This is a genomic window from Trabulsiella odontotermitis (assembly GCF_030053895.1).
GTDB classification, from domain to species: Bacteria; Pseudomonadota; Gammaproteobacteria; order Enterobacterales; family Enterobacteriaceae; genus Trabulsiella; species Trabulsiella odontotermitis_C.
Genome location: NZ_CP125781.1, coordinates 2,749,707 through 2,773,133 on the forward strand (window position 1 = coordinate 2,749,707; position 23,427 = coordinate 2,773,133).

The window sequence follows — 23,427 nt, forward strand, 5'->3', positions numbered from 1 at the left end:
ACGGCCTTTCGGCCGTTTTTTTTATTGCTGACAACAGTTTTTATACTTTTTACCGCTGCCGCACGGACAGGGATCGTTACGCCCGATTTTCGCCTCGTTGCGCACGGGCTGCTTAACAACTGCCGCTTTCGGGTGCGCCGTCCAGTAATCGAAAAGCGACAGCGCCGCCGGTGCGATTTTCTCAATACTGTCGATAAATTCTTCTGCCGTGAAATTATCCAGACGCGCGAAATGCTCTTCTTTCCCGTGCAGGGCAATGGCATCCAGCGCCTGCTGTTCAGCCTCCGGCAAACCAGACCAGTCCGCCAGCGCTGTACCGCGCATGTAGCCAAAGCACCACTCTTCGACAATCGTCAGGATCTGCCCTTCTTCTTCGCGAGTACCAAACAGCGGTTCGAACTGATCCGGGTATTCACCAAGACGTTCGGCGATATCACTCATATGTTGCAGCGTGAGATTGATAAAACGGTCGCGTTCACGCTCATCCTTCCAGCGCGGAACCGCCTCTGCCCCGCCCCATACCGCCAGCAACCAGTCGGCAGGTTCAATCTCATTCGGTGCCGAAAGAATGGCGGTCAGCATGCCGTCCAGTTCAGACACATCAAGAACGGATTTCTCGCTGCCGTGTGTCGCCAGCGTGTCGTCGAGCCACTCGAGTTCGCTTTCGTTCAGGGGGCCGGTTTTCATTATGGGATACTCTTCAAAAAATTGGGGTGGGCCATTTTAATCAAAACCGGTAGAAATTTCTCTTTCTCCGGGGGATATTGTTATGACACCCTGAACAGGAGACGCTTATGTATTATACGTTCGGCAATACCACCATCCATTTCTACCGGTATCAGAGTACGATGTATGTCGCCCACTGGGATGGTGGCAATGTGAGCAGTGAGAACTTCAGGCAGTTCATCGAACAGATAACGCAAAAGACGGGTATTGACGCAAAAGAGATTGATATCGCCGCACGCGACTACTTCAATAATGTCGATTAGCGCTTACAAATAAAAACCGGGAAAACATGTTCCCCGGTTTTGTTTTTACGTGAGCCTGTCACATCATCAGAACGAGGCTTTAATACCGATCATCGCCGAGGTATCACTGTAGCCTTTGTCACCGATCTGCTGACCGACGTTACCCCACAGGGCGACGTTCTTCGTCAACTGACCTTCAACACCGGCCTTCAGTTCACCGATATTGCGGGCACCTGCCAGCGCTACCTGCTCGCCGTTCAGCGACACACCAAAGTCTTTGCTGTTGTGGATCCAGTTGGCTTCCACGAACGGCTGGAAGGTGCGGCCTTTACCGTCATCCAGTTGGTTGTGGCCGTGACCGTACAGACGCACGCCGACGCGGGTCTGAATGTTGCCGTCGCCGTTGCCTTCCACGCGGGTGCCGTTGGCTTCTTTGTGCGGATCCGCTTTCACACCCATCCAGGTGACCTGGGCTTTCGGCTGGATGTACAGCGAATTGCGTTCGCTGATATCGGCCAGTTTCCAGGTGTAGCCCGATTCAACAGAAGCGGTGAAGCCATCAGAATCATACGCTTCAGACTCAACACCATGACCGGAAACGGTATTGTCGAACCAGTTGTACTGCGCCCAGCTGTCAACGTATGCGCCTTCCAGCGTGTCGTTATCCTGCAGCCAGGTGCCGTAGACACCGACGCTGTAACCGCTGATGCTGCCATCAGCACGGTTGCCGTTACGGTGGTTGACCGCGCGGCTCTTCTGGTTGGCATAACCGGCCATCACACCGAGGTGATAACGGTCAGCATTGTCCGAACTCCACTGCGCAATATCGCCGCCCAGCTGCATCACATAGCGGTTGCTCTGCATGTTCAGCTGACCGCTGCTGTCTTTCTGACGGGTATGCCCGCCAACGTTACGCAACCACATGCTGGTGACGGCGGTTTCGCCGGTCAGCGCGTCAACGTAATGCGTTTCACCCAGACGGTCATGCAGACGGGTGGTAAACAGGTTGTTGGCTGCCGCGAGGTTCATCGCATACAGACCGGCTTCCGGACGCACGGCGTGCTCTTTCGGCTGAGTCGGTTTCTGCGGCGTCACCGGTTTTTGTGGTACGACAGGGTCAGCCGGGTCCTGTGGATCAACCGGGTCGACAGGATCTACCGGGTCAATCGGGTCAACAGGATCTTCCGGAGACAGCGCGCTGCTCAGATACCAGTTCTTAACATTCTGGCCTTCGCCGCGCTGCAGGGTGTAGTCATAGGCGCCAGCAATGATACGCCCGTTCTGTTTAAACTCGCCGTCAGAATCCCCACCCACACTAATCAATTCGATACCGTCAGTGGTAAGGCCGCCTGCGCCGCCTGCGTTCAGCACCTTGACGTTGGTGGTGCCGCTGGTGTTGCCGCTGATCAGCAGACGGTCGGTCGGAGAACTGTCATCACCCAGTTGGGCGTTCATCACGATATTACCGTTATTACCGCGATAATTACCGTCCACGGTCAGGGTTTTGAAGGTGGCAGCATCACGCGTCAGTTTACGCGTCTCAGTTGCAGGTGGCATAAAGGTCAGCGTGGAACCGTTCAGTGTCAGGTTAGTGATGTTGGAATCACCCACCATATCCCACTGACTGTTGCTGCCATTCAGCGCGAGGTTGATGGTACCAGTGCCTGCAGTCGCCGTATCGCCATAGATGTATGAGTTATCACCGGTGGCAATATTAATGCTATGCACACCTCTCGCATACATTTTCCCCCAGGCGACTAACTTATTGTTATCAACAATATTTGTTGAGCCGGTAGTACCGGTGCTATAGCCATAGATGGAGTAAACCGTACCAGCGGCGGAATCATAAGATGCCTGGCTGCCTAAGGTGACGTTCCCGGTAAAGCGATCGGTAGAACCCTGTTGTTCCACTAAATAAACATTATTCCCGCCCTGGGACTGGATGTTAATGTTTTTAATTACTGTATCGGTCGTCGCGCCTGTGACGCTGTCGCTGTAATACCCGGTTAACGTCGCTGCATTTCCGCCAGAAACTTTCACGCTGGCGTCATTAATACGGTACTTTGTGGCCCCCTCCCGCTCAGAATCGCGCAGCCGGATGCCATCAACGGAGTTATTCCCTGATACATCCACCGTAATTTTGTTGATGGCGACGCTTGTTGTTCCCATCTGACTGATGCTTTCGAAACCAGTCACACTTCCACCGGCGCTGGGCCCGGCTTCGCCACGACTGATCGCCTTGATCGAAAGTTCGTTAAACGAGACGTTGTTGGTCAGGTATTCCGGGGTCCAGTCATCGCCACGTCCATGATAGACCGTATCCCAGATTTCAACCCCCCTCGCACTGCCACTGATAATATCGAGATCAATGGTTGTCTTCCCGGCGAAGGTGACATCATCGTCCATGATACCAATCCCTTCGAGACCGCCTGGAGAGCCCTCAAACATCTTGATATTCACGTTACCTGTAAAGTTGGCCTCTTTACCTTCTAAATCCAGTGCAGCATGATGTCCACGTCTGGAAAGTGGATCCTCGTCAATATAAGTAATATTGACGTTTTCTGCATTGAGGATAGCGTCCTGCCGGGTCTCAATATTTCCTGTTGTGATGGTAGTCGTTCCTTTTAGATCAGCACGCGTACTACCACTAAGATAAATAGCGCTGACGGTATTGGTATCGCCAACCCTGGTTTCATGTTCGTTAATGGTCAGGTTTTCAGCCTTCAGCACGCCAGTATTTGTCAAACGAATGGCATCAGCCCTGTAATTACCATTCGTTAAATAATCGAACATGTAATTGAGAGTGAAATTCTTGCCAAGATCGACTGTACCGGCCTTAGCCGTAATGAAATAACCGGGATTATAATAAACGGAATCATCCGGATAGTCCCCGGCGCTGGTGATGGTCGTGTTATCCCCCATCGTTACCCGCGCATCATCAGCATCGATGTTGATATAGGACACATTGCTGCCGGTCGGCAGGTTGACGGTGCGATTGTCCGATGCGGTTGAGTCATCAATAATAATACTGGCAGGTGCCGATGCAGCAACGACGGCTGCAGAGGACAATATTGCGCTGACAAACAACGCTATTTTAGTAGGTTTGAAAGACGTACTCATATAATACGATCCTTGTTTTTCCCATGGATATTAAATAAAAAAATTATTCCATTACACTTCCGAACAAAATTCCTCATATGACCAGGAGCAACCAGCGAATTCAGATATGTTGCAGCGGCCAAAATCACACTTAATACCTGTGAGTTTCGGTATTAAGTGAAATAATTGCCTGGAATATTTTACCAATCCAGATTATTTCAAGTTTGTTCAAACCAGGTAATACACGCATTGTATTTTCGAAGTTTAGAGAGGTGATCTCAAATGAAATAGCTTTAAACGCGGAACAAATTAGTGGTTCAAATCACGGGGGAAAAGATCGCCATCACGCTGTTTTTTAAGTCTTTTTTACAATAATAATCATTTAAGATGCTATTGATTATTCTTAAGTGAGACCTTAAAACAATTGTGCGAAGATAAAACGAAAGGTATGAATACCGAATTCGTAATGTGGACGTTTGGTTTTTTTGAAGGGAATAGATATAAAAAAACCGCCTGAGAAGGCGGTTACACGACACTGCTTATCATTGATTTTATGCGATAATCCCAATGGTACCCGGAGCGGGACTTGAACCCGCACAGCGCGAACGCCGAGGGATTTTAAATCCCTTGTGTCTACCGATTCCACCATCCGGGCTCGGGATGTAAAGTGGAGGCGCGTTCCGGAGTCGAACCGGACTAGACGGATTTGCAATCCGCTACATAACCGCTTTGCTAACGCGCCTGAGTACTGCCACACCCGCAAAATTGCCGATGCCTTAAACTGGAGCGGGAAACGAGACTCGAACTCGCGACCCCGACCTTGGCAAGGTCGTGCTCTACCAACTGAGCTATTCCCGCATCATCAAGCGTGGTTAATCACTTGATTTTATTGTCGTCTGGCAATCTGTGCTGCCGTTCGATGCGTTGCATTCTACTTACCTGACGCACTGAGTCAACGATATTTTTCGCATTCAGGATCGTTTGCTGAATTTTGCGGCGAAACGATCACTGTTCAAGCAAATCGCCGCGTGCAGCGTTGAGATACTGCAGCATGGACCACAACGTCAGCACGGCAGCCACGAAGAACAGGCCAATACCAGCCCACTCCACCCAGTCGTTCGGACGCCACAACATCCACACCAGCGCCGTCATTTGCGCCGTGGTTTTCACTTTGCCGATCCACGATACCGCCACGCTGCTGCGTTTACCCAGCTCCGCCATCCACTCGCGCAGCGCCGAGATAATGATCTCACGGGCGATCATCGTCGCCGCTGGCAGCGTGACCCACCAGGTGTGATAGTGCTCGGCCACCAGCACCATCGCGATCGCCACCATGACTTTATCGGCCACAGGATCGAGAAAGGCGCCAAAACGGGTGCTCTGGTTCCAGCGACGCGCCAGAAAGCCATCGAACCAGTCGGTTACCGCTGCCACCAGGAAAATCAGCGCACACAGAAACGGCGCCCAGGTGAATGGCAGATAAAACGCCAGTACAAAGAATGGGATAAGAATGACGCGAAACAGAGTGAGCAACGTAGGGATATTAAATTGCATGGTGACGGTAACTATCTGTTGTCAGTAAAATATTAGCCCTATGTTGCTACAGAGCCCCTAATGTTTCAACGAGTAGTAGATCTTTTCTGCCAGACCGTGCGATATGCCCGGTACTTTGGCAATTTCCTCAACACTCGCTTTCTGCAAACCTTGCAGACCGCCCATGTACTTTAACAACATCTGGCGGCGCTTTGGCCCCACGCCTTCGATGGTCTCAAGCGTACTGGTGCTCTTAACCTTAGCGCGTTTTTTCCGGTGCCCGGTAATCGCGTGATCATGCGATTCGTCGCGGATATGCTGGATAACATGCAATGCAGGCGAATCCGGCGGCAGACTGAACCCCTCGCCTTCCGGTTCGAAGAACAGCGTTTCCAGACCGGCTTTACGATCTGACCCTTTTGCCACACCGAGCAAAATCGGGTGATGTTTGTCCCACGTGACGTCCAGCCCGGCAAACACCGCTTTCGCCTGCCCCAGTTGGCCTTTACCACCATCAATAAGAATGACGTCGGGGATTTTGTTGTCATCAATCGCCTTGCCGTAACGACGGCGCAGCACCTGATTCATGGCCGCGTAATCATCACCCGGCGTGATGCCAGCAATATTATAGCGGCGATACTCGGCGCGCAGTGGGCCATTTGTGTCAAACACCACGCAGGAAGCAATGGTCTGTTCGCCCATCGTATGACTGATGTCAAAACACTCCATGCGCTTAATTTCAGGCAGTTTGAGCACCGTCGCCAGCGCCGTTAAGCGCTGAGTGATGGTCGACTGCTGCGACAGCTTCGTCACCAGCGCAGTCGCCGCATTGGTGCGGGCCAGTTTCAGGTAACGGGCACGGTCACCGCGCGGCTTCGTCTGCACGTTGATCCGCCGTCCGGCGAATTCAGAGAGGGTATCCGCCAGCAGGGTTTTATCCGTAAGGGCGAAATCGAGCAGGATCTCAGACGGCAGGGTCCGCGACTGACTTCCCTGCAGGTAAAACTGCCCGACAAACGTCTCGACGATTTCGCCTGGTTCTGTGCCACCCGGCACTTTCGGGAAATAGCTGCGGCTACCCAGCACTTTCCCCTGGCGAATAAACAGCACATGGACGCAGGCCATGCCGGCATCGAACGCGACGCCGATAACGTCGAGATCGTCGCCAGTATTGGAGACAAATTGTTTCTCTGTGACCCGACGCACGGCCTGGATCTGGTCACGAATGCGCGCCGCCTCTTCAAATTCCAGCGACTGGCTGGCTTTTTCCATCCGTGCGATCAGCTGTGTCAGCACCTGATCATCTTTCCCGGAAAGGAACAGGCGAACGTAATCCACCTGCCGGGCGTACTCGTCCTCACTCACCAGCCCGGCCACGCACGGCCCGAGACAACGGCCAATCTGATATTGCAGACAGGGGCGAGAGCGGTTGCGATAAACGCTGTTCTCGCACTGGCGAATCGGGAAGATTTTTTGCAATAGCGCCAGCGTTTCCCGTACCGCATAACCGTTCGGGAACGGGCCGAAATATTCCCCCCTGGCGTGCTTCGCACCGCGGTGGATAGCCAGACGCGGGTGGGTATCGCCGCTGAGGAAAATGAACGGATAGGATTTGTCATCCCGCAACAGCACGTTATAGCGCGGTTGATACAACTTGATGTAGTTATGCTCCAGCAGCAATGCTTCCGTCTCGGTATGGGTCACGGTCACGTCGATCTGGGTGATTTGCGCCACCAGCGCTTCGGTTTTACGGGAGGCGAGATTGCTGCGGAAATAGCTGGAAAGCCGTTTTTTCAGGTCTTTCGCTTTACCGACATAAATAACCGTGCCGCCGGCGTCGTACATACGATAAACGCCGGGCTGGCTGGTAACAGTCTTCAGGAAGGCTTTCGAATCAAACACATCACTCACTGATTTGCTAACGACTCCGCATTGCACAGGCCATGGCGAATTGCCAGGTGCGTCAGCTCAACATCGCCATGGATGTTAAGTTTACTAAACATTCTGTAGCGGTAGCTGTTCACCGTTTTAGGACTGAGATTCAATTGTTCTGAGATCTCATTGACCTTCTGACCTTTGGTGATCATCAGCATAATCTGCAATTCGCGTTCAGACAAACTGGCAAATGGCGATTCTGTTTTTTCCGGCTCTATCTGACTCAGCGCCATTTGCTGAGCGATGTCAGAAGCAATGTAACGCTGACCGGCGAAGACCGAACGAATGGCATTCACAACGTCCTGTGGCGCGGCCCCTTTACTCAGGTAACCTGCCGCTCCCGCCTGCATAACCCTGGCGGGGAGTGGGTTTTCAGTATGCACTGTCAGCATAATGACTTTGGTGTCGACACAGGCGCGGGCAATTTTCCGCGTCGCTTCGAGTCCACCAATGCCGGGCATGTTCATATCCATCAACACGACGTCGACAGCATTTGCGCGGCACCATTTAACGGCATCCTCACCGCAGCACACTTCGCCGGCAACTTTAATACCCTTTATATCTTCCAGAATGCGTCGTATCCCTGCGCGCACCAGTTCGTGGTCATCAACAAGAAGGACGTTGATCAAAGGAATAATCTCCAGAATAGGGATAACGCTACTGATTCTATATCACTACTATATTAACGGGTTTTATCTTAACTTTGAAACTTTAAAAATGTCCTGCTCCGCATTTTACTCCTTTTTCTGGAAATCAGACTGTACATCTACTGGAAAGCCACCTGAAACATAGGCTCTGTATTGAGTTTTTTTAAGCAATTTCCATACACTACTTCCTAAAAACCCAAGAAAAGTCTGAGAGAATAATGACGAAATTAAATATGTAACAAGAATTAACCAGAGAAGAACCTGATTTAAACAATATTGTCGGCCATATATCGGAGCGGCAGTTTAATGTCATCCACAATTGCATTTTTCATTGATAATTAGGACAAAAAACAAGCACTCCATTTTTTGACTAATCTTGTGGTATACTTCGCCGCCTTAACTTTACGTAACGCCTATATACACAATCATCACCAGCAAGCCCGGCGCGACAAGGCCACCGGCGGGATGATGTGAGATGAGCGGAAGACCTTAACGAGGAAATAGATGAGCACACCTGATTTTTCCACTGCCGAAAGTAATCAACTACTTGCCCAGGAAGTCACCTGTCTGAAAGCACTGCTGACGCTGATGCTGCAGGCGATGGGTCAGGCCGACGCGGGCCGCGTGATTATCAAAATGGAAAAGCAAATCATGCAGATGGAAGATGAGGCTCAGGCTGCCGTTTTCTCCAGCACTGTTAAGCAGATTAAACAAGCGTACCGTCAGTAATCACGTTCAGACCGGCTGACGGCACTGCTTCAGCCGGTTTCCCGTCGCGTATCGCGCTCAGATGATCCCCGTTGCCGCCGCATAGCAGGCAATCTGCGTTTTATTCGGCGCGTTGAATTTCTTTTGCATATTCTTCTGATGAAAATTCACCGTATTCTCTGATATAGAGAGGATCATCGCGATTTCTGCGGAGGTCTTACCTTCCGCCGTCCATTTCAGGATTTCCAGCTCCCGCTTGCTGAATCGCATTTCTGCCGGAACCACCATCTCGTCTTCCAGCCGCAGCAGCGCCAGCAGGCTCTGTTCGGTCAGCGTTTGCAACCGAAGCTCCATTTCATCGTCTTCACAGACGGCATAGTCCGGCTCATTTTCCCTCGATACGGATAAAAAGCCCATCGCCCGGTTCGGCAGCATCAGACATTGTGTTACGCCGTTACGCAACCCGTGATCGCGGGCAGAATCCCATAACAATGAAGCGTCACTAAATAAGTCATCGTCCCAGCGTAAATGTCCGCGACTAAAATTCTCTGCTTTCAATACCGGATCGATAGTATGGAATTTCTCCGCCATATAATGCGACCACCAGCGTTCGGGATAGGTGGTATGAATAGAAAGCTTCGGACGCGTAAAAGGAACCGGGTGCCGGACACAGAGCGAAAAATAGTCATATTCCAGCCGTTCGGTTTGCTGCTGCAAAAGCGTAAAGATCTGCTCGCTCGTTGTTATTGCCTGGAAATGTTGCAGCATTTCCCGCCGCCATCTGAAAAAATCATTGTCCCTCATAACCAACGAATAAACCTCTAAGTAATAATCATTATTATGAATCTCGAAATTAGCACATATTTCTTATCTATATGTATGAAATATCCCATTCCGTGAAATAAAAGGAAAATTCGTTCCTCGGAAAAGGTTAATGGCGATGGCTTCCGGGCATACTCACGACGCATCTGCCGTACCAGCCAGATGCGTCGTGGGATACAGAAAATATTACTGAATGAGGAATTTAGCGAGGAACTGGCGAGTACGCGGCTGTTTCGGATCGGCGAACAATGTTTTGGCATCGCCCTGCTCCACGATGCGGCCCTGATCCATAAAAATCGCTCTGTCCGCGACATCGCGGGCAAAACTCATTTCATGGGTGACGATGACCATGGTGCGCTTTTCCTTCGCCAGCTGGCGGATGGTGTTCAGCACTTCACCCACCAGTTCGGGATCCAGCGCCGAGGTCGGTTCATCAAACAGGATCACGTCCGGGCGCATCGCCAGCGCGCGGGCAATCGCCACACGCTGCTGCTGACCGCCTGAAAGACGACGCGGATAGCTGGTTTCTTTCCCTTTCAGCCCCACTTTCTCGAGCAGATCCAGCGCGCGCTCACTGGCATTGGCCTTGTTTTCGCCTTTCACGAACACCGGTCCTTCAATGATGTTTTCCAGCACCGTGCGGTGCGGGAAGAGATTGAAGTTCTGAAAAACAAATCCCACATGCTGGCGCAGACGGCGGATAAGCCCTTTCTGCTGACTGAGCGCCCGGGCGGTATCAATGGTGATATCCCCCACTTTGATCGTGCCGCTTTCCGGTTGTTCCAGCAGGTTGATACTGCGCAGCAGCGTGGTTTTGCCGGAGCCGCTGGGGCCGATGATGGCGACAATCTCACCCTCACTCACTTCCAGATCAATGCCGTGCAGCACCGTCTGTCCATGGAATTTCTTCACCAGGTTTTTGACTTCGATAGCACTCATTTCGGATCACGCTCCTGGCGGTTAAGCTGATTTTCAAAATAGTTTTGCAGGGTCGACAGTACCGTCGCCATCACCCAGTAAATCAGCGATGCCGCCAGATACATGGTGAACACTTCCAGCGTACGCGAGGTGATGAGCTGCGCCTGGCGAAACAGCTCCGGCACCTGAATGGTGGCGGCGAGCGAGGTGTCTTTCACCAGACTGATGAAACTGTTCGACAGCGGCGGCAGCGCCACGCGCGCCGCCTGCGGCAGAATGGCGCGACGCAGCGTCTGCCACGGCGTCATGCCGATACTGGCGGCGGCTTCCCACTGCCCTTTATCAATCGACGAAATGGCGGCGCGCAGCGTTTCAGACGCATACGCGGCGGTATTGAGCGACAGACCAATCATCGCCGCCGGGATCGGATCCAGCTCGATGCCAAACTGTGGCAGGCCGTAGTAGATCATAAACAGCTGCGCGATAAGCGGCGTCCCACGGAAGATGGAGATGTAAAACCGCGCCAGCCATCTGACCGGCCAGAGGGTCGACATGCGCATCAGCGCCAGAATAAACCCCAGCAACAGGCCAAAAATCATGCCACCGATACTGAGCTGAAGGGTAAAAATGGCCCCGTTTAACAGAAACGGCGCCGAGTCGAATACCAGTTGAATACTTTCTTGCATTATCAATTTTCTGCGTTAGATGTGAGGATGGTAAGCAAACAGCGCTGGCGCCCCGCCCGTATGAACAAACAAAATGGCGCCGTCATCCCTGAAACGCTTCTGAGTAATGCCGTCGATAAGCCCGGCCATCGCTTTGCCGGTGTAAACCGGATCGAGCAGGATGCCCTCAAGCGACGCCAGCAGTTTAACCGCTTCCATCCCCGCTTCGTTAGGCATTCCGTAACCAGGGGCGAAGTATTCATCCCACAGCTGAATGTCCGCTTTCGCCTCGAGTTCGAGGCTTCCGGCAATCGCCTGTTGCAGTGCCACCACTTTTGGCTTCTGTTCCGCCACGGTGCGCGACACAGTAACGCCAATCAGCGAAACGTCCGGCAACAGCTGTTCAAGGCCCACCGCCAGCCCGGCGTGAGTGCCTGCGCTGCCGGAAGCAACCACGATTGACGACAAATCCACGACATCTTCACACTGCTGAGCAATTTCCAGCGCGCTTTCGACATAACCCAGCGCGCCCAGTGCGTTCGAACCGCCCACCGGGATCACATACGGGCGAAAGCCCTGCAATTCCAGACGCGTCGCCAGCTCGTCGAGCTGCGCGGTGGGATCGGTCAGCGCGTCGCACATTTCAACCTGGGTGTTGAACAGATCCAGCAGCAAACGATTGCCGTTGGTGAGGTAGTTTTCTGCACGGGTGTTGATGGGGTTTTCCAGGAGCGCGACGCAGTGCAGGCCGAGCTTTGCCGCAACTGCCGCGGTCTGGCGTACGTGGTTGGACTGAATCGCGCCGGCGGTCACCAGCGTATCAGCGCCTTCGCGCAACGCGTCGGCGGCGAGAAACTCCAGCTTGCGCAGCTTGTTACCGCCCATCGCCATCGGCGTGACGTCATCACGCTTGATGAAAATTTCGCGTCCAAGGTGATCGGAAAGGCGAGGCAAAAACTCAAGGGGTGTCGGTGCGCCAATAAATTCCAGCCGCGGAAAGCGTGTTAAATTTTGAAGTGACATAGCATCTCCTGACTCATATGTTTTTATTATGCACGCACTTGCCGTGGAAATAAAAAAAGGCGCCAGAATCAGCGCCTTTTTTAATCAATGGTGCTTATTGGGTCACATCAGCACCAAACCATTTCTCAGACAATGCCTTCAGACTACCGTCTTTTTGCATGTCGGCGATCGCACCGTCAATCGCTTTCAGCAGATCGTCGTTGCCTTTACGCAGCGCCACACCCGCTTCCTGACGGGAGAACGCTTCGCCGGTCACGGCCAGCGTGTTATTGGTTTTCTTCACCAAATCCAGCGCGGCCAGGCGGTCAACCAGAATGGCGTCAATACGGCCGACGCGCAGATCCTGATATTTCGTCGGGTCGTCGTCATAGGTGCGGATATCCACACCCGGAACGTTGCCGCGTAACCACTCTTCGTAATTGGTCCCGAGGCCGACACCCACTTTTTTGCCTTTCAGATCAGCGGCTGTTTTGATAGCGCCTTCATTGCCCTTTTTCACCAGCGCCTGAATACCAGAAACGGTGTACGGCGTGGAGAAGTCATATTTTTTCTTACGTTCGTCAGAGATGGTAACCTGGTTGATGACCACATCGATTCGTTTAGAATCGAGCGCCGCCAGCATCCCGTCCCACTTGGTCGGCTTGAGATCGGCCTTCACGCCAAGGTGTTTTGCCAGTTCATTGGCGAACTCCACCTCAAAGCCGGTCAGCTTGCCATCGTCACCCTGGAAGCTGAACGGAGGATAGGTTCCCTCAAGGCCAACGCGCAACGAACCGCGCTCTTTGACCTGATTTAACAGATTTTCAGCGGCAAACGTTTTGGCGCTAATCCCCGCCATTAACGCCACCGCCATGACACCCATCAGAGCCTGACGGCCAATAAGAGCTAGCTTCATCGTTTTCCCATCATCCCAATAGTTTTAAGTAGTTACTGTAGTGTAAGGTGTTTATCGCCAATGGCAAACACGACTACGCTACATCTTATTCAAATTTAATATATATCCGAGGTTGTGGGATAAGCCAGATTCTGCATCTTTACCGGGGCAGTCAGCGCCTGAAACTGGGCGTACTTGCGCAGGGCGATGCGATAATTATTGGTGCTGGTGGCAGGCAGCCACGGCGCCAGGTTGTCATCTAAATAACCGTTCGTCAGAAGCTCCCGTGGAACATTAAGCTCTGTCAGGTGGTTGCCGAGGCGACGCAGACGGACGACATATTCGCGCACCGTGCCGGGGCTCATGTCGGTCTGCTCGAAAAGGTATTGTTTAAAGCCGATAATATCGAAAAAATCGCTCTGCTCTTTGCAATGCAAATCGCCGCAGAAACGACACAGTGCGACCCAATCCTGGCGCTCCTGTTGCCACTCTTCTTCGTTCATTAAGGTGTCGAGACGGGAAATCGCGATTTTATTGACTATCTCACCGCGCCTGACCAGCGTGATGCGGTCGAGCAACTTATGGCAGTGAGCACAATGCGTTTGGCTATGTTTAAAGTCTTTAAGGTAGCGGCTTAACGGCCGTCTTTTTACTTGCTGCACCGTCATGATAACTCCTGGTTGTCATTGGTTGTGCGGCATTTTTCAGAGGGTAATGAACTCATCAACCGTCTATAACCTACCCAGCTTAGTACGCAGACGTTTGATGGCCTGGCTGTGCAACTGGCTGACCCGCGATTCGCCCACTTCCAGTACCGCGCCAATCTCTTTGAGATTAAGCTCTTCCTGGTAGTACAGCGTCAGCACAAGCTGTTCGCGTTCTGGCAGCGCTTCGATCGCCTCGATCACACGCTGCCGCAAGTTGCCTTCCATTAACTGGAAGAGCGGGTTTTCCTGTTGATTCTCCTCGGTTACCAATTCAATACTGTCGCCATGCTCTTCTCTCCATTCATCGTAAGAGAAAAGCTGACTGTTATTGGTATCCAGAAGCATCTGTCGATACTCCTCAACAGGAATACCGAGTCGTTGAGAGACCTCGGTTTCCGTGGCGTTACGCCCCAGCTCTTGTTCCAGTTGCCCCATCGCCTGCGCCACTTCGCGCGCGTTGCGTCGGACACTGCGCGGCACCCAGTCCCGGCTGCGCAATTCATCCAGCATCGCACCGCGAATGCGTTGCACTGCGTAAGTGGTAAATGCCGTTCCTTGCAGAGCATCGTAACGTTCCACAGCATTCAATAACCCGATGCCGCCCGCCTGAAGCAGATCGTCCAGTTCCACGCTCGCCGGCAACCGCACCTGTAGGCGCAATGCTTCATGGCGCACCAGAGGCACGTAACGCTGCCACAGCGAGTGTTTATCCATTACACCTTCAGCGGTATACAGTGAATTCACGATAAACAGCCCTGCAATAGTTGAGTTATCGGCATGATTATCCGTTCCTGCAGGGGTTTTAATCGGCAGAATAGTGGTCTAAATCGGCGTTTATTTGCAGCTTATGATGCAATTGACTGAAAATTCAGGCGTTATTTTTTACCCTAAGCGAAACGCTTTTAGCCTGTTATACGAGGGGAATGCATGGATACCGCGGGTTGCACGGTATCCGGAAAGACTACTTAAAAACACGCTTATTACTGTTTGAACGATGAATTTTGGCTGGATTGCCAAAAGCGACAGCATTATCGGCCAGATCCTTTGTGACCACCGAACCCATACCGACCACCACATCGTTGCCAATCACCGACTGCTCTTTGATAACGCAGTTCATGCCGAGAAACGTCCCCTCGCCAATCGTCGTTTTACCGCCCAGCGATACCTGGCTGCAGACGACGCTGTGAGCGCCGACATGGCAGTCGTGGCTGATATAAGTGTTGGGCTGGATCAGCGCGTTATCACCGAGCGTGACGTTGCAGGAGATAAACGCCCCCTGCCCGACCAGCACGCCCGCGCCGATTGTAGTATCTTCAGGCACAAACACGCCAGGATGCACCAGTGTCGCCAGGCGGGCTTTTTGCAATACTTTGTTCGCCAGCGTACGGCGATGCGCGGGTTCGCCAAGTGCGATGGAAATTTCCACATCGTGAAAATCCAGCGCCTCAAAGCGGTACACCGGCACGCCGGATACTGATGTCGCGTTGCTCACATCATCAATAAAAAAGATCGCATCCCAGCGCGCGTCAACCTGATTAATCTGGCGGGCAAGCACCAGCGTTTCGCGTCCCTGCCCGCCTGTACCGTAGATACCTAATTTCATGCGACCTTATCCACCTGAGTCAGCCCAACCTGTTGGCGAAATAGGATACACCCTTCGTTGTTTCATATACCAGATATTGTCCATGCTTTCGGTGGAGTCAGCGCCCCTGCAACTACACCAGGAGCTGAATCAACGATAGATCGTCACCGAATTTCACGCTTTCAATATATTGATGAAACTGCGCGCTGGTCTGAGTGTTGTGCTGTGTCAACGAGTGGAAACTATAGATTGCATCAATGACATCGTCTTCTGTCACCCGTCCTTTTTCATATAAACGTCCTGCCAACAGCGTTTTGATGAAATAAAATTCTGAGACAATAAGGTACAAATTGCTGAAGAGATTTTTCCCATTTCCTAACGGAAAGGCGCTCTGCCAGAATTTATACTTAACAAGATTATGAAAAGCATAATGATGGCATGCCAGCATGTTTCCGGCGTTATCCTGCCATCCGGTTTCAATTTTCGCCATCTGAGCACTGGATTTTTTATCATCCGCAAACAACTCAAATAATCTGTCCATGGTCTTGATAAATTCAAGCAGTACCAGGGCTCCGCGTGACGCTGACTTAGCTTTGAAGAAATTTTGCATTAAAAAGATCACAGCGCTTTTAAGATTGTAATTCTGGTTAACTCCTGCCAGTTCGTTTTTGATTTTACCGTTCAATAAATCACTGGCAATAACGTGATATACCGCCTCCAGCTGGTCAAAATGTTCATCAATCCGTTCCAGTTTCTCAGCAAAGAGTAAAAATTTGACGATCCCATAGAGATTCTCTTCAACGGACAGGGTATCGATATTCAGTATATTGAGACAAAACAAACCGATAATTTTCGTTTGGACACTCGCCTTTTCGGCTTTGTTAAATCCGTTGTGGAGCTCGATGGTACTATCCATGGTCATAGCATAGGGATCGGCGATCAGGAGCCGGCTTGCTTCCGGGCAGGATAAGTTAATCCCTTTCTCAATTTCACTTTTGTAAATTCTCTTCAGCCGCGGAAATGTCGCGCAGGTATCACTTAACGCATCACCCCCAAGCGATGAATGAATAGAACAGAGACGTTCTGAATTCATAAAGGGGCAATTTTTATTACCATCAGAAAAGATAATTTCTCCCCACGCTGCGTGGCTCTTTTTAGTGACTTTAATGCTTTGCTGCGCAAGATGTCTAATGGCGTTGTCTTTGCTGTTCTGATAACGGCGGACTGAAGCTTTATCCAGCGTAATAGCCCACCCCTGACAGCAATGTTCGCGGCAACTTCCCCCTACACATGAAAAGTCAGTAACCAGTTTTGGTTGAGTAATAGTGATCTGTTTCATAATGGTTTTCCTGACTTTCAGTAGATAAAAAAAAACCCCGCCGAAGCGGGGTCGGATATGCGCTATATTAACGCAGCAGAGACAGCATAGTCTGCGGAACCTGGTTTGCCTGAGACAGAACAGAAGTACCAGCCTGCTGCAGGATCTGCGCGCGGGACATGTTGGAAACTTCAGTTGCGTAGTCAGCATCCTGGATACGGGACTGAGCAGCAGACAGGTTGTTGATAGAGTTATTCAGGTTGTTGACGGTAGATTCAAAACGGTTCTGAATCGCACCCATGTTAGAACGTGCAGTATCAACAGCTTCAATTGCGGTATCAACAGCATCAACAACAGTTTTAGCAGTGGCGTTATCAGTAATAGCGGTGCCGAGATTACCGCCACCAATAGTTGCCGACTTAGCATCAATCAGCGCTTTGTTATCAATGGTGATGGTATCATTAGCAGTGGTACCCGCGCCAACCTGAATATTCAGTGTTGTTACAGAACCATCCAGCAGGTTTTTACCGTTGAAGTTCGCAGAACCTGCGATACGGTCAATTTCAGCCAGACGCTGTGTGATTTCAGTATTGATGGAGTCCAGATCAGTGTCACCGTTGGTGTCGTTTGCTGCCTGAACCGCCAGCTCACGGATACGCTGTAAGTTGGTGTTGATTTCGTTCAGGTTACCTTCAGCGGTCTGAACCAGAGAGATACCGTCGTTCGCGTTACGAGCCGCCTGAGTCATCCCACGAACCTGGGAAGTCATACGGTTAGCAATCGCCTGACCAGCTGCATCATCTTTTGAACTATTGATACGCAGACCAGAGGACAGACGCTCAATAGCAGTGCCCAGAGAAGACTGAGATTTGTTCAGATTGTTCTGAGTGGTCAGGGACAGCAGGTTAGTATTGATAACTGACATAATTCATTTTCCTTCATATTGGATTCTAGGGTCGGTGCCTAACACCCACGGCGTCTCTCACCGTCAACAGGGGTATCGGCGGCAGTTAAAAAGACTTTAGAATCAAATTCAAAAAAATGGCAACTACTTGATAATTAATGATTTTTAATTTTATTATTTTATCTTCGGTTTGTTTTAGTCTTTATTTGAGTCAAATTTTCGCCAGCACGAATTTTTCATTATTATTAGCTCAGGTTCACTGGATATATTCTCTAAAGTAAAACCTGCCTCTCCCATCTCTGTTTAACCAATCCGGTTATAAAACCGACAAACGCCTGTGTTATTCCGGGGATTATTTTTTCATCTGATGTGTAAACTTTCCTGACACTGCGCCGATAAGAGTCTGAAACGCCCATAGACATCAAGGAAAATTTGTATGGCTTCAATCAGCAACCTCGGTGCAGGAACAAGTCTGGACCTGAACACGCTCTGGAAACCGCGGAACAGAGCAAGCTGACTACCATCACTAACCAGCAGAGCACTTACAATGCCCAGCTGAGTGCGTGGGGTAAACTGCAAAGCTCTCTGCAAAGTCTTCAGACCGCTACGGCGGCACTAGGGAAAACGGATACCTGGAACTCGGCCTCTGTCACCAGCACCAACACGTCGTTTACCGCAACGACGACAAGCGGAGCGCCAGTGGGTTCCTATACGGTTAACGTGTCGAAAGTTGCCAAAGCGCAGGTGTTAACCACCGCCAGCATGGCCAGCAGTTCTACTCAACTGGGCAGCACGACCGGCGGGACACGGACCCTTACGATTACCCAGCCGGGAACCAAAGATCCGCTCAAAATTGAGTTGTCTGACTCGGCAGATACTTCGTTGAATGGCATCGCCAAAGCGATCAACAACGCGGGTGGTAATGTTAACGCCAGCGTGATTAAAGCCACTGATGGCAACTATCGCCTGATGCTGACGTCAAAAACGACCGGTACGGATGGCGATATGACCATTACTGTTACCGGCGATGACACGTTACAGAATGCGATTGGCTACGATTCGACCACCAAAACCGGTGCGATGAACCTGCAGTCTGCCTCGCAGAACGCCAAACTGACAGTCAATAACATTGAAATTGAACGTCAGTCGAACACCATTACCGACGTTTTACCTGGCATTACGCTGTCACTGAAAAGTGAAAGCACGGCGGACGAAACGCTGGAAGTGTCGCGCGCCACCGATGCCAACAAAAAGGCAATTACCGATTGGGTGAATGCGTATAACTCGCTGCAATCCACTATCAACAGCCTGACCAAGTATGTGGCGGTTGATGCGGGCGATACCCAGTCCAGTTCCAACGGCCCGCTGATAGGCGACAGCCAGGTGCGTTCTGTGCAGTCTCAGTTGCGTGGCCTGCTGACCGAAGTTCAGGGTAGCGGTGCCTACAAACTGATGTCGCAGTTGGGAATTACCCAGGATCCGACCATTGCCGCTGACGGTACGCTCGGCAACCTGAAAATTGACGATACGAAGTTAACGAAAGCATTAACTGATAACCCGGACGCGATTCAGGATTACTTCATCGGCGACGGTAAAACCACCGGTTTCGCTACCCAGATGAATAACACCCTGACCACCATGCTCAGCACCACGACGGGCAAAGAAGGGATCGTGCAGAATGCGAAAGATGGCATTAACAGCACCCTGAAAACCCTGGATAAGCGTTACGACGATATGCAGGCGTCTATCGATGCCACCATGGCGCGTTATAAGACGCAGTTTACCAACCTCAGTACGCTGGTGAACAAACTGACTAATACGTCGAACTACCTGACTCAGCAGTTTAATTCGAGCAGTTAAGGAAAGGATATGTATAACCATTCTGGTGCTCAGGCATACCAGAAAGTGGGGCTGGAGAGCGCGGTGCTCAGCGCCAGCCCCCATCAGCTTGTCGTGATGTTATTCGATGGGGCGTTAAGCTCTATGGTACGGGCGCGGCTGTTTCTTGAGCAAGGCAATATCGCCGCCAAGGGCGAAGCGCTGTCCAAAGCGATCAACATCATTGAGAACGGCCTGAAAGCGGGTCTTAACATGGATGTTGGGGGCGATCTGCCCCATAACTTGTCAGCGTTATATGACTATATGGTGCGGCGCCTGTTGCATGCCAATCTGCGCAATGATGCCGGGGCAATTACTGAAGTTGAACAGTTGCTGGCTAACATTGCCGATGCCTGGAAACAGATAGGCCCGAACTCACCATCAACCCAGGACTCGTTCTGATGACAGACTTCACCTCATCCCTGCATAACTGGCACGCGCTTTTTGCTTTAAGTAACACTATGCTCAACCTCGCCCGGGCCGGGAGGTGGGATGAGCTGATTGATCATGAAGTCAAATATGTCTCGTTAGTGGAAGAGATTGCGCTGAACCCTTTGCCAGCGGGCAATGCGATGCTGCAGGAAAAAGCACGCGCTCTGCTGGTGAAGATCCTCAGCAACGAGTCTGAGCTCAAAACGCTGTTGCAGTCCCGGATGTCGGAACTGCAGACGCTGATTGACCAGACCGGCAAGCAGAAGTCGCTGACCACGGCGTACGGAAAACTGTCCGGCAACATTCTTATCCCGAACGAATTTAATCCCTGATTACCCCCTTCGTTAAGGATACGCCATACTCCAGAGGTCAGTCTGTTGGCCATCTGGAGCGAGGCGCATGAACAATCCCACCTTATTACAATGTTTTCACTGGTATTACCCCTCCGGGGGCGAGCTATGGCAGGAAGTGGAAGCCCTGGCCCCCAATCTTAACGAAATCGGCATTAATATGATCTGGCTGCCACCCATCAGCAAAGGCGCGTCCGGCGGCTATTCGGTGGGTTACGACACCTACGATCTGTTTGACATCGGTGAGTTTGACCAGAAAGGTTCCGTCGCGACAAAATACGGCGACAAGGGGCAATTACTCTCTGCCATCGACGCCCTGCAACGGCACGAGATTGCCGTGCTGATCGATGTGGTGGTCAACCACAAAATGGGGGCCGATGAAAAAGAGCCGGTGCGCGTGCAGCGCGTCAACAACAGAATCGCACGCAAATCGACGATGAGATCATCGAATGCGAAGCCTGGACCCGTTATACCTTCCCTGCCCGTCAGGGCAAATATTCACAATTCATCTGGGATTACAAATGCTTTAGTGGCATCGACCACATCGAAAACCCGGACGAGGATGGTCTCTTTAAGATCGTCAACGACTACACCGGCGACGGCTGGAACGATCAGGTCGATGATGAAATGGGTAACTTCGATTATCTGATGGGTGAGAACATCGATTTCCGCAACCATGCGGTGACCGAAGAGATTAAATACTGGGCGCGCTGGGTCATGGAACAGACGCATTGCGACGGGTTTCGCCTTGACGCGGTGAAGCACATTCCGGCCTGGTTTTACAAGGAGTGGATCGAGCACGTGCAGGAGGTGGCGCCGAAGCCGCTGTTTATTGTCGCCGAGTACTGGTCCCATGAAGTGGACAAGCTTCAGCAGTACATCGATCAGGTCGGCGGGCAAACAATGCTCTTTGATGCGCCGTTACAAATGCATTTTCATGAAGCATCGCTGAAAGGCCGTGATTACGACATCAGTCAGATTTTCACTGGCACGCTGGTGGAAGCCGATCCTTTCCACGCCGTAACGCTGGTCACCAATCACGATACCCAGCCGCTACAGGCGCTCGAGGCCCCGGTCGAACCCTGGTTCAAACCGCTGGCTTATGCGCTGATCCTGTTGCGCGAAAACGGCGTGCCGTCGGTGTTTTACCCGGATCTGTTTGGCGCCAGCTATGAAGATACCGGCGGCGACGGCAATACTTATCAGATTGAAATGCCAGTAATTGAGCAGTTACACGAGTTGATCGACGCCCGTCAGCGCTTCGCTCACGGCGTGCAGACGCTCTATTTTGATCACCCTAACTGCATCGCGTTCAGCCGCAGCGGTACCGATGAAGCGCCCGGTTGCGTGGTGGTACTTTCCAACGGTGACGATGGAGAAAAGACGCTCACGCTGGGGGAAAACTACGGCGGCAAACGCTGGGTGGATTTTCTGGGTAACCGCGAAGAAGCGGTAGAAACCGACGATGAAGGCACCGCGACCTTTACCTGCAACGCAGGCAGCGTCAGCGTGTGGGTGATAGAAGAGATCCTCTGATGACACTCCCCGGCGGCGTTGCGCCTGCCGGGGAATTATTATCACCAGGGCTTATTCTGCTAAACCGTTTTTCGCCATCGCGTCCGCGCATTCCGGCGTCGGACGATCAACTCGCTGCAACTCCAGTCGATCATACTCAAGAACGCCATCGTCAATATCAAGGCTGTAGGCCGCCAGTTTACTGTTCGCGACCACATTATAGTAATCATCATCGCGCTGCATCAGTTTGCCGCGCACCGCTGTTACGCGCTGCCACTGGCGGCAATCGAGCGTATCGCCCTCTTTGGTAATAATCAGGCTGGCGATGGCTTCCGGGCTGACCATCACGCTTTGCGGGCCTTTCGACTGCCAGTAACCCGCCAGTTGCGCGGGTGCCGGTGCTTTCACCACCGCATTGTAATTATCGACCTGCACACAACCCGCCAGCATCAGCATCGTGCTCGCTATGACTAATTTCTTCATCACTCATCCTGCAAACGGAGAAAAAAATATTGTGGCATTAACGGATGCGCTCCGCCACCCTTTCGCCGTGCAGAAAAATCTGACGCAGATTTGATTTCAGTGGGGATATCTTTCGGAATTTTCTAATAAATATTGAGGTAACGCTCATTTTCCAGGCAAAAGCCGGACTAGTGTAAGGGTAATTTCCCGGAGGACCTACCTATGAAAAAGTTACTGATATGCTGTCTGTTCGGCAATACCGCGAATTCGCTGGCGAAAAAGATGCAAAAGGTGGCGGATGAACAGGGTTACCCGGTTCTGATCAGCGCCGTGGGGCTGGAGAATTTTGCCAGCGTCGCCCCTGCTTTTGATGCATTTCTGCTCGCGCCGCACGTGCAATATAAACTCGAAGAACTGAATACGATTATTGCGGATTCCCGCCCGATTTATGTCATCGAAAGCTTACCCTTCGCCTCACTGGATGGCGAAAAAGTGCTGATGTTTGCTTTAGAGCAAATGCCAGAGCTGGCTGAATAGTTTCCCACACCAGGCGACTCAGGGAGGAGTCGCGGCAACATGCCTCTGTGCCACTACACCTGCATCGACATCATTTCCTGGTATGCCGACACCAGTTTATTACGCACCTGAATGCCCATTTGCAGTGAAACGGACGATTTTTGCAGATCGGTCATCACGTCATTCAGCGCGACGCCCGGTTCACCGATAGAAAATTTTTCCGCCTGAATGCGTGCGGTGTTCTGCGTGTCGCTGATGCGATCCAGTGCAGCGGTCAGTTGCCCGGCGAAACTGATGCTCTGCTGAGGCGCTTCCACCTGATTTTTCGCAGCACTCACCGCCATCTGCATCTGATTCAGAACGCCTTCGATCCCCTGAACAGCCATGATAATCCCCTGGTTAGATTTTTCTGGTGATGAGATTACCAGCTTGTCAATAAGATAAAGGCGCTAATTAGCGATAAAAAAACAGGTTATTTAACCCATAGAAAATCCTGAAGCATCAAATAATGACATGGCTTTCTTTATGCGATTGTCGACCCGGGAGTCTGTTTTGTTTCTGAATCTCTTTT

The 23,427-nt window shown here is 51.5% G+C and carries 22 protein-coding genes, 3 tRNA genes and 2 pseudogenes; 7 read left to right on the forward strand and 20 right to left on the reverse strand.

The window, feature by feature from the left end; all coding sequences use genetic code 11:
* Positions 1-21 precede the first annotated feature (21 nt).
* Positions 22-687 carry a YecA/YgfB family protein gene (locus QMG90_RS13180; RefSeq protein ID WP_283280103.1) on the reverse strand — a complete coding sequence of 222 codons (666 nt, stop codon included), beginning with the start codon at positions 685-687 and terminating at the stop codon, positions 22-24.
* 107 nt (positions 688-794) lie between these two features.
* On the opposite strand from QMG90_RS13180, the gene QMG90_RS13185 reads away from it, so the two are divergent.
* Complete coding sequence (locus tag QMG90_RS13185; protein WP_283280104.1) at positions 795-989, forward strand: hypothetical protein; 195 nt, start codon at positions 795-797, stop codon at positions 987-989.
* Between the two features lie 66 nt (positions 990-1,055).
* On the opposite strand, the gene QMG90_RS13190 is transcribed toward QMG90_RS13185, so the two are convergent.
* The 7 genes from QMG90_RS13190 to uvrY all read right to left on the reverse strand — a co-directional run bounded on the left by QMG90_RS13190 (position 1,056) and on the right by uvrY (position 8,164).
* Positions 1,056-4,088: an autotransporter outer membrane beta-barrel domain-containing protein gene (locus tag QMG90_RS13190; RefSeq protein WP_283280105.1), complete on the reverse strand. Its 3,033-nt coding sequence runs from the start codon at positions 4,086-4,088 to the stop codon at positions 1,056-1,058.
* Positions 4,089-4,635: 547 nt separating this feature from the next.
* A tRNA-Leu gene (locus QMG90_RS13195) sits at positions 4,636-4,722 on the reverse strand.
* 13 nt (positions 4,723-4,735) lie between these two features.
* A tRNA-Cys gene (locus QMG90_RS13200) sits at positions 4,736-4,809 on the reverse strand.
* Positions 4,810-4,849: 40 nt separating this feature from the next.
* Positions 4,850-4,925, reverse strand: a tRNA-Gly gene (locus tag QMG90_RS13205).
* Between the two features lie 147 nt (positions 4,926-5,072).
* Positions 5,073-5,621, reverse strand: a complete 549-nt coding sequence (pgsA, locus tag QMG90_RS13210; RefSeq protein ID WP_038153316.1) for a CDP-diacylglycerol--glycerol-3-phosphate 3-phosphatidyltransferase — start codon at positions 5,619-5,621, stop codon at positions 5,073-5,075.
* Between the two features lie 57 nt (positions 5,622-5,678).
* A complete protein-coding gene (uvrC, locus tag QMG90_RS13215; RefSeq protein WP_283280107.1) occupies positions 5,679-7,511 on the reverse strand; it encodes an excinuclease ABC subunit UvrC in 1,833 nt (610 codons plus the stop codon).
* Positions 7,508-8,164 (reverse strand): UvrY/SirA/GacA family response regulator transcription factor, encoded by a 657-nt coding sequence (gene uvrY, locus QMG90_RS13220; protein ID WP_283280108.1) that lies wholly within the window; start codon positions 8,162-8,164, stop codon positions 7,508-7,510. Before uvrY ends, uvrC begins: the two co-directional genes overlap by 4 nt.
* Before the next feature lie 522 nt (positions 8,165-8,686).
* Between uvrY and QMG90_RS13225 the strand changes: the two genes are divergently transcribed.
* Positions 8,687-8,911: a DUF2594 family protein gene (locus tag QMG90_RS13225; RefSeq protein ID WP_283280109.1), complete on the forward strand. Its 225-nt coding sequence runs from the start codon at positions 8,687-8,689 to the stop codon at positions 8,909-8,911.
* A gap of 57 nt (positions 8,912-8,968) precedes the next feature.
* Here the strand turns inward: QMG90_RS13225 and sdiA are convergent, their stop codons facing one another.
* The 10 genes from sdiA to QMG90_RS13275 form a co-directional block, all read right to left on the reverse strand.
* Entirely contained in the window at positions 8,969-9,694 is a 726-nt protein-coding gene (gene sdiA, locus QMG90_RS13230; RefSeq protein WP_283280110.1) for a quorum-sensing transcriptional regulator SdiA, read from the reverse strand.
* A gap of 204 nt (positions 9,695-9,898) precedes the next feature.
* Positions 9,899-10,651 carry an L-cystine ABC transporter ATP-binding protein TcyN gene (tcyN, locus tag QMG90_RS13235; RefSeq protein ID WP_283280111.1) on the reverse strand — a complete coding sequence of 251 codons (753 nt, stop codon included), beginning with the start codon at positions 10,649-10,651 and terminating at the stop codon, positions 9,899-9,901.
* Positions 10,648-11,316 carry a cystine ABC transporter permease gene (gene tcyL, locus QMG90_RS13240; RefSeq protein ID WP_283280113.1) on the reverse strand — a complete coding sequence of 223 codons (669 nt, stop codon included), beginning with the start codon at positions 11,314-11,316 and terminating at the stop codon, positions 10,648-10,650. The genes tcyN and tcyL overlap by 4 nt, the downstream gene beginning before the upstream one ends.
* 15 nt (positions 11,317-11,331) lie before the next feature.
* The gene (gene dcyD / locus QMG90_RS13245; protein ID WP_283280114.1) at positions 11,332-12,318 is read right to left on the reverse strand and encodes a D-cysteine desulfhydrase; all 987 of its coding nucleotides are present in this window, start codon (positions 12,316-12,318) and stop codon (positions 11,332-11,334) included.
* Between the two features lie 94 nt (positions 12,319-12,412).
* Positions 12,413-13,213, reverse strand: coding sequence for a cystine ABC transporter substrate-binding protein (gene tcyJ / locus QMG90_RS13250; RefSeq protein WP_038153298.1), 801 nt, complete (start codon positions 13,211-13,213; stop codon positions 12,413-12,415).
* 95 nt (positions 13,214-13,308) lie between these two features.
* On the reverse strand, positions 13,309-13,860 hold the full coding sequence (fliZ, locus tag QMG90_RS13255) for a flagella biosynthesis regulatory protein FliZ (RefSeq protein ID WP_283280115.1): 552 nt from the start codon (positions 13,858-13,860) through the stop codon (positions 13,309-13,311).
* Between the two features lie 63 nt (positions 13,861-13,923).
* On the reverse strand, positions 13,924-14,643 hold the full coding sequence (locus QMG90_RS13260) for an RNA polymerase sigma factor FliA (protein ID WP_049849606.1): 720 nt from the start codon (positions 14,641-14,643) through the stop codon (positions 13,924-13,926).
* A gap of 217 nt (positions 14,644-14,860) precedes the next feature.
* Positions 14,861-15,502, reverse strand: a complete 642-nt coding sequence (locus tag QMG90_RS13265; protein WP_283280116.1) for a NeuD/PglB/VioB family sugar acetyltransferase — start codon at positions 15,500-15,502, stop codon at positions 14,861-14,863.
* 112 nt (positions 15,503-15,614) lie between these two features.
* A complete protein-coding gene (fliB, locus tag QMG90_RS13270) occupies positions 15,615-16,820 on the reverse strand; it encodes a flagellin lysine-N-methylase (protein WP_283280117.1) in 1,206 nt (401 codons plus the stop codon).
* A gap of 67 nt (positions 16,821-16,887) precedes the next feature.
* Positions 16,888-17,724: a flagellin N-terminal helical domain-containing protein gene (locus QMG90_RS13275; RefSeq protein WP_283280118.1), complete on the reverse strand. Its 837-nt coding sequence runs from the start codon at positions 17,722-17,724 to the stop codon at positions 16,888-16,890.
* A gap of 415 nt (positions 17,725-18,139) precedes the next feature.
* Here QMG90_RS13275 and fliD point away from each other — a divergent pair.
* The 4 genes and pseudogenes from fliD (at position 18,140) to amyA (ending at position 21,899) form a co-directional block, all read left to right on the forward strand.
* Positions 18,140-19,563, forward strand: a pseudogene (gene fliD / locus QMG90_RS13280) (flagellar filament capping protein FliD).
* 9 nt (positions 19,564-19,572) lie between these two features.
* Positions 19,573-19,983, forward strand: coding sequence for a flagellar export chaperone FliS (fliS, locus tag QMG90_RS13285; RefSeq protein WP_038153283.1), 411 nt, complete (start codon positions 19,573-19,575; stop codon positions 19,981-19,983).
* Positions 19,983-20,345 carry a flagella biosynthesis regulatory protein FliT gene (gene fliT / locus QMG90_RS13290; protein WP_283280119.1) on the forward strand — a complete coding sequence of 121 codons (363 nt, stop codon included), beginning with the start codon at positions 19,983-19,985 and terminating at the stop codon, positions 20,343-20,345. Before fliS ends, fliT begins: the two co-directional genes overlap by 1 nt.
* Positions 20,346-20,412: 67 nt before the next feature.
* A pseudogene (amyA, locus tag QMG90_RS13295) lies at positions 20,413-21,899 on the forward strand (alpha-amylase).
* A 51-nt stretch (positions 21,900-21,950) separates the two neighbouring features.
* Here amyA and yedD read toward each other — a convergent pair.
* A complete protein-coding gene (gene yedD, locus QMG90_RS13300; protein WP_283280120.1) occupies positions 21,951-22,361 on the reverse strand; it encodes a lipoprotein YedD in 411 nt (136 codons plus the stop codon).
* A 201-nt stretch (positions 22,362-22,562) separates the two neighbouring features.
* Between yedD and QMG90_RS13305 the strand changes: the two genes are divergently transcribed.
* Positions 22,563-22,877, forward strand: coding sequence for a PTS sugar transporter subunit IIB (locus tag QMG90_RS13305; RefSeq protein WP_038153273.1), 315 nt, complete (start codon positions 22,563-22,565; stop codon positions 22,875-22,877).
* Positions 22,878-22,930: 53 nt separating this feature from the next.
* Here QMG90_RS13305 and fliE read toward each other — a convergent pair whose 3' ends face one another.
* On the reverse strand, positions 22,931-23,242 hold the full coding sequence (gene fliE / locus QMG90_RS13310) for a flagellar hook-basal body complex protein FliE (RefSeq protein WP_283280121.1): 312 nt from the start codon (positions 23,240-23,242) through the stop codon (positions 22,931-22,933).
* Between the last annotated feature and the right edge of the window lie 185 nt (positions 23,243-23,427).